Source organism: Microcoleus sp. S28C3, from assembly GCF_036700785.1.
GTDB lineage: Bacteria > Cyanobacteriota > Cyanobacteriia > Cyanobacteriales > Microcoleaceae > Microcoleus > Microcoleus asticus.
Genome location: NZ_JAUBPO010000191.1, coordinates 1 through 6820 on the forward strand (window position 1 = coordinate 1; position 6820 = coordinate 6820).

The 6820-nt window shown below is 45.2% G+C and carries 6 protein-coding genes; 4 read left to right on the forward strand and 2 right to left on the reverse strand.

The genetic code is table 11. The annotated features are described in order from the left end of the window. Positions 1-178 precede the first annotated feature (178 nt). Positions 179-1363, forward strand: a complete 1185-nt coding sequence (locus QUA13_RS30925) for a flagellar assembly protein H (RefSeq protein WP_333204722.1) — start codon at positions 179-181, stop codon at positions 1361-1363. Between the two features lie 87 nt (positions 1364-1450). On the opposite strand, the gene QUA13_RS30930 is transcribed toward QUA13_RS30925, so the two are convergent. Next, complete coding sequence (locus QUA13_RS30930; RefSeq protein ID WP_333204724.1) at positions 1451-2062, reverse strand: TetR/AcrR family transcriptional regulator; 612 nt, start codon at positions 2060-2062, stop codon at positions 1451-1453. A gap of 112 nt (positions 2063-2174) precedes the next feature. Here QUA13_RS30930 and QUA13_RS30935 point away from each other — a divergent pair, with 112 nt between their 5' ends. The 3 genes from QUA13_RS30935 to QUA13_RS30945 all read left to right on the forward strand — a co-directional run bounded on the left by QUA13_RS30935 (position 2175) and on the right by QUA13_RS30945 (position 5994). After that, a complete protein-coding gene (locus tag QUA13_RS30935; RefSeq protein ID WP_333204726.1) occupies positions 2175-3602 on the forward strand; it encodes an HlyD family efflux transporter periplasmic adaptor subunit in 1428 nt (475 codons plus the stop codon). A 232-nt stretch (positions 3603-3834) separates the two neighbouring features. Continuing rightward, positions 3835-5019: an ABC transporter permease DevC gene (gene devC, locus QUA13_RS30940; protein ID WP_333204728.1), complete on the forward strand. Its 1185-nt coding sequence runs from the start codon at positions 3835-3837 to the stop codon at positions 5017-5019. Between the two features lie 258 nt (positions 5020-5277). Further along, entirely contained in the window at positions 5278-5994 is a 717-nt protein-coding gene (locus QUA13_RS30945; protein WP_333204730.1) for a DevA family ABC transporter ATP-binding protein, read from the forward strand. 155 nt (positions 5995-6149) lie between these two features. Here the strand turns inward: QUA13_RS30945 and QUA13_RS30950 are convergent, their stop codons facing one another. Further along, on the reverse strand, positions 6150-6743 hold the full coding sequence (locus QUA13_RS30950) for a transposase (protein WP_333204732.1): 594 nt from the start codon (positions 6741-6743) through the stop codon (positions 6150-6152). Positions 6744-6820 lie beyond the last annotated feature (77 nt).

Consider the following 6820-nt stretch of genomic DNA (forward strand, 5'->3'; position numbering starts at 1 on the left):
TGTTGAGCAATAACTTGCCCGGTGTTGAAAGGCAGGTACTTTTAGATGCGATCGTTTTTTAGTCTAAACTCCAGTTATCAAACTTGACTGTAAAATTTAGATGCGCCTAGGCTTACTCATTTAAATCAAAAGCGTGTAGGTATGCTAGGATTCACTCATAAAACTCATCCTAATTTCTATGACGCGATTTATTCACGATCGCTTTGCCAAAGAATTTCTGGAAGAATTGCTTTCGCCGATCGGAACGGTTAATATCGGCCGCGATGTAACTTCCGAAGTCCGAGAAATCGATGTTTACTTCACTCCCAGCACCGCAATTCCAGAATACTCAGAAACCCTGGGATTGTTGGGAAAAATGGCAAACACAACAGCAATTTTTGAACCCTTTCGCAATCCGGCAAACGTCAGCGAAATTTGTAGCTGTCTGGGCAAGTTATTGGACGTGCGAGGTGAATTGGAGCGAAAATTTAGGAGAGAAAATACTCGCTATGATGATGCTCAGTTACCCAAACTGTGGATTTTGATGCCCACAGCATCGAAAGCATTGGTAGATAGCTTTAATGCGATACCAGACACAGAGAATTGGATGCAGGGAATCTATTTTTTGGGGGAATCTTTGCGATCGGCAATTGTGGCGATTCACCAGTTGCCAGAAACTCCAGAAACTCTGTGGTTGAGGATTTTGGGCAAAGGGGGAGTGCAGCAAAGGGCTATTTCCCAATTGAGCGCTTTAGCAACGGACGATCCGTTGCGGATGATTGCGCTAGAATTGCTGTATCGGTTACAGTCAAATTTAGTAACCGATGCGCCACAAGAATTAGAGCCAGAAGAGCGGGAGTTAATTATGGCCATTGCACCACTTTTTCAACAACAAATACAAGCAGCACAGCAACAAGCTAGAGAAGAAGGGCTAGAACAGGGACTCGAACGAGGGCTAGAACAAGGACTCGAACAAGGGCTAGAACGGGGACTCGAACAAGGGCTAGAACAAGGACTCGAACGAGGCAGACAAGAACAACAGCGCTTAATCTTAGAAAACTTTCTGCAAGTTAGATTTGGAGAATTAAGCCCCAAAATGATGGTTTTTCTCTCTCCAATATCCAAGTTGGCTGCGGCGGAATTTACAGTGCTGTTGCTGGCAATCTCGATGCTGACAGTCGATGAATCTGGGCGGGAATCAGCAGTGAAATTGTTAGCTGAAAGTGCGTTGCAAATACGATCGGCTGAATTGGGCGATATTCTGCCTGCAGCAGTTACTAATTTATTGGCATTGCCTGTGGCAGAATTGACATTGTTTGTAGAACAACTGCCGCAGTTATCGGCTGATGAATTGAGGGAACGGTTAGGAAAAACACCTGACTAAAACCTGCGATCGCAGCCATAAAGGGATCTCGCTCTTTATGGCATTTAAATGTTATCAAATAAAATTCCTAGATTCTGTCGATCGCACTTAGGAATTGGACTGCGGGCCTAAAATCAAGTGCAGCAGACCCTCGATCAATCGATCGCACTCCATTGGGATAATATCTTTGCCGTGCATCATATGCTGCGTTAACTGGAAATATACCAGCGATCCAATAAAAATCCGCGCCGTTGCCTCCGGATCGGGCAATTTTAACTCTGGATGCGATGCCAAATATTGAGTAAGCCGCTCGATACCCGGTTTAGCTAAGTTTTTCACAAAAGTCTGCGCTAACTGGGGAAAACGCCCTGACTCCGCAATCACTAACCTCACAAAATTGAGGAAGTCAGGTTCCTGCGTCACCTGCTCTAATATAGTTGTGGCAACGAATCGCAGCGCTACGGCCGGTTCTTCATCCAGAACTGTAAAATGGACTTTTTTTTGCGCCAGCCGCTGTACCAAGGCGGCGAATAATCCTTCTTTATCTGCAAAATAGCTGTAAACCGTGGCTTTGGAAACTCCCCCCGTCTTCGCTACCTTGTCCATACTCGTCCCCGCGTAGCCGTGAGTTAAAAATTCTTGCATCGCACCTTGCAGGATTTGCTCGGTTTTGTCACTTGCTGTGGGGCTGTCTGGTTCGCTGGGTTTTGTCCTGGCCATCGCTTGTTTTTGTAATTTTTGCTTGGGGTGTTGACATCATTATACTGAACGGTTTAGTCTTGTATAAGAACTAAACGGTTTAGTTTTATTAACCTAAATGATGAGGTGTGTCATGGTACACCAACCAACAGCCGACGGCTTATCCTCAACTCCATCCCTAGTTAAACAACTCCTAGTTGTGGCAGCACTAGCAACGCTGGCGGCAGGGGGAACCACAGGCTACACGATCTGGCGATCGCGCATACCAGATCCCAACGCAGTAGCCGCAGCCGCAGCCGTCGCAGCATCCCAATTAACCACAGTTACAGCCTTGGGGCGACTGGAACCCAGAGGAGAAGTAATTAAAGTCTCCGCTTCCGGTACGGCGGAAGGAAACCGGATCGATCGACTTTTGGTCAAAGAGGGAGACAGGGTGAAAACAGGCCAAGCGATCGCAATTTTGGACAGCCGCGATCGCCTGCAAGCCGCCCTCGACCAAGCTCAAGAACAGGTGCGCGTCGCCGAGGCAAATCTAGCAAAAGTGAAAGCAGGAGCTAAAAACGGCGAAATTCAAGCCCAAAAAGCGACTATTAGCCGTTTATCAGCCGATCGCATCAACGAGATCGCAGCGCAACAGGCGATCGTCAGCCGCCTAGAAGTCGATCGCAGCACCGAAATCGCAGCGCAACAAGCCACAATTGCTCGCTTGAGGGCCGAACAGCAAGGGGAAATTCAAACTCAAAAAGCCGCAATTGCCCGCCTACAAGCCGAACTCCGCAACGCCCAAAGCGAATATCGGCGCTACTCCCAACTCTATGAACAGGGAGCAATTTCCGCCTCAACTAGCGACAGCAAAAGCCTCGCCGCCGAAACAACTCAACAGCAACTCAACGAAGGAAAGGCAAAACTGAATCAAATTCAGGAATCCCGCCAACAGCAGATTAACGAAGCCCAAGCCAAATTGAATCAAATTCAGCAATCTCGCCAACAACAAATTAACGAAGCCCAAGCCAAACTCAGCCAAATTCAGGAATCTCGACAACAGCAGATTAATGAAGCCGCGGCAAATCTCGATCGCATCGCCGAAGTGCGTCCCGTTGACATAGCAGCAGCCTCCGCCGAAGTCAGTTCCGCCGCTTCAGCCGCCAAACAAGCCAAAGCCAATCTGGATCTAGCTTACATCCGTGCTCCCAGAGACGCCCAAGTCCTGAAAATTCACACGCATCCGGGGGAAAGGGTGGGAAACGACGGCATTGTCGAACTCGGACAAACTCGCGAGATGCTAGCTGTTGCGGAAATCTACGAAAGCGATGTGGACAAAGTACGCCTCGGACAAACAGCCAAAATTACTAGCGATGCTTTGACAGGCGAATTGCGGGGAACTGTCGAACATATTGGTTTGCAAGTGCAGCGGCAAAACATTGTTAACACCGATCCTTCTGCGAATATTGATGGTCGAATTGTGGAAGTAAAAGTGCGCTTAGATGAAGCTTCCAGCCAGAAAGTAGCAGGATTAACCAATTTGCAAGTCAAAGTGGCGATCGGGGAAATTAAAAATTAAGAAGTCTTAAACCGCAGAGTCGCTTTCTTCAATCCAAAATCCAAAATCTAAAATCGATCGGGGAAATTAAAGATTAAGAAGTCTTAAACCGCAGAGTCGCTTTCTTCAATCCAAAATCCAAAATCTAAAATCTAAAATCGATCGGAGAAATTAAAGATTAAGAAGTCTTAAACCGCAGAGTCGCTTTCTTCAATCCAAAATCCAAAATCCAAAATCTAAAATCTAAAATCCTATGATTGGACTAATAAAACCCTTAGAACAGTTAAGACGCAGAACTCCCCTCGGATGGCTGCAACTGAGTCACGACAAAGGGCGAATGCTGGTTGCAGTAGCAGGAATTGCCTTTGCTGACGTTTTGATGTTCATGCAGCTAGGCTTTCAAAATGCCCTTTACACCAGCAATACGCGCCTGCATCAAACCTTGCAAACAGACTTAGTTTTGATTCACCCCCAAGCGCGAAATCTGATTAATTTGTCTTCCTTCCCCAGGCGCAGATTGTATCAAGCAATGAACGTACCGGGCGTGAAATCAGCCGAGCCGCTTTACGTGAAAATTGCTAACTGGAAAAATCCCGAAACTCGGCGCGAAACGTCGCTGATGGTGGTGGGTTTCAATCCCGATCGCCCTGCGTTTGCGCTTCCCGAAGTTAACCAAAATTTGAGCGCGATTAAACTGCCGGATACTGTGCTGTTCGATCGAGCTTCTAGGGGAGAGTACCAAGGAACGATCGCACAAATCGCCGGAGGAAAAGCCGTTAAAGCTGAGGTCGAGCGACGCACGATTAACGTCAGCGGTTTATTCACAGTTGGAGCATCTTTTGCCGCCGACGGTATTTTGATGACTAGCGATCAAAATTACCTGCGCCTGTTTCCCAGACAAAACGCCGCGAGTGTCAATGCCGGATTAATTCAACTGCAACCGGGTGCTGACCCCGTGGAAGTTCAACAAGTTTTGAAAGCATATTTACCGCCGGATGTCAAGGTACTAACCAAACAAGAATTTATCGATTTTGAGAAAAACTATTGGGCTAAGAATACTGCGATCGGCTTTGTGTTTAATTTAGGCGTCGCGATGGGTTTTGTAGTGGGTGTGATTATTGTTTATCAAGTTCTCTCAACCGATGTCAGCGACCACATGGGAGAATACGCTACTTTCAAAGCGATGGGCTACCGCAATGTTTATTTACTCGGCATCGTTTTTGAAGAAGCTCTAATTCTTTCCATCCTCGGTTTTTTGCCGGGAGTAGGAGTCTCTTTCGGACTTTACTCTTTAACTCGCAAAGCTACAAATTTACCTCTTTATATGACGCTGCTTAGAGCAGTTATAGTATTACTTTTGAACGTGATTATGTGCACTATTTCGGGAGCAATTGCCACTCGCAAACTGCAAGCAGCAGACCCGGCAGATATGTTTTAAGGGGAAATGAAGAATAGAGTCGGAAGTACACTAAATCTGGGTGAGAAACCCCTTTATAAGACTGGTTAAAACCAATTCTACACAAAGTAATTTCGAGCATATAGCAACTAAATAAGAAAGGGGAACTAAAGCTTGATTTGTATAATTAATGACTAAAAAAAAACAGATTTTTTTGCAAATCATTCTCTGTTTTTGGCTCTGCGTTTTCGGCGACGAAAGCGATCGATCATTAAATCTAAAACCTCAAAGCAATAAGTTATGAATTCTACTACTTTCCACCCAACAACCAACACATTACAGATTCCTGCACCTATAATTTCCGCGCACCAACTCGACCACTACTTCGGTCAAGGTCAACTGCGAAAACAGGTACTTTTTGACATCAACCTAGAAATTAATGCAGGTGAAATCGTGCTGATGACGGGGCCTTCCGGTTCTGGAAAAACCACGCTTTTAACTTTGATTGGCGGATTGAGATCCGGTCAATCGGGAAGTCTCAAGATTCTCGGTCAAGAAATGTGCAAAGCGAGTGCAGACCAATTGGTAAAGGCGCGACGCAAAATAGGCTATATTTTTCAGGCGCACAACTTGCACCGCAGTTTGACGGCGCTGCAAAACGTGCAGATGGGTTTGGAAGTTCACGGCAATTTGTCGCGTTCTCAAATGCGCGATCGCTCTGCAAAAATGCTAGAGTTAGTAGGACTGGAACAGCGGCTTAACTATTATCCAGATGATTTGTCGGGAGGACAGAAACAAAGAGTTGCGATCGCCCGGGCTTTGGTCAGTCAACCGCAAATTGTTTTAGCTGACGAACCGACAGCCGCGCTGGACAGCAAATCCGGTCGCGAAGTGGTGAATTTGATGCAGCAACTAGCCAAAGAACAGGGTTGTACTATTTTGTTAGTAACCCACGATAACCGAATTTTGGATATTGCCGATCGCATCGTTCACATGGAAGATGGAAAATTAGCCTAATTTTTAAATTTCTGAAGAATAGACATCACCCATAACGGCCCCATTTTCAATTTTGGACGTCAAACCCTAAAGCCGAAAGTTTGCCGATATTTGAAGATTCGCACTCACTACAATCCTAACACCTAACTCCTCCCCTGCAATACTTCGGACAGTTTTTAAGCAGCGAGAGTACCATAGGATAGGACGGAGGGGAGGTTAGGGTGATTTAAAATTAAGTTAGGGTCTAAATCTAACTTGTGAATAAAGGTGTAAAGTAGATGTCTATTGAATTCCCGGCGTTTATAAGAGGCCCTTGAAAACACGAAGGGAGCCGGATAAAAGTGACAATTATAGGCTTCATATTTGGCTACATTTAAAGCAATTAAACTGGCATTAAAATGAAAATCAAGCCGTTGACTACTGCGACATTGAGAATCAGATAAACCCGTAAATTGTTTGGCATCACGAAAAATAAACTCAATCTGAAAACGAGCCTGATAATACTCAAGTATTTGCTGGGCTGGGAGATTAATATCGGTACTAAACAATAAAATATTTTTGATTTTACCGTTGGGTTGAAGTTCAGACAGACAGGCTAAACGTATTTTACATTTTAAACAACAACTCCAGACTACTAATGAATAAAGCTTGACTCCCGGCTTAACTTCTTTGATAAAAGTTAATTTTTTCAAATTATTGCAGTCAACCTTACCATCATATTTGCGAGGAGCGCCCCGTTTATTTCTTTCACCTGTATAAATGTAATTCAAGGTAATTGCTCAACTAGGGCAAAAAAGGGAGCGATCAGTAGAGAGAGCTTGTTGAATAGATTGATAAGCCGTCAAGC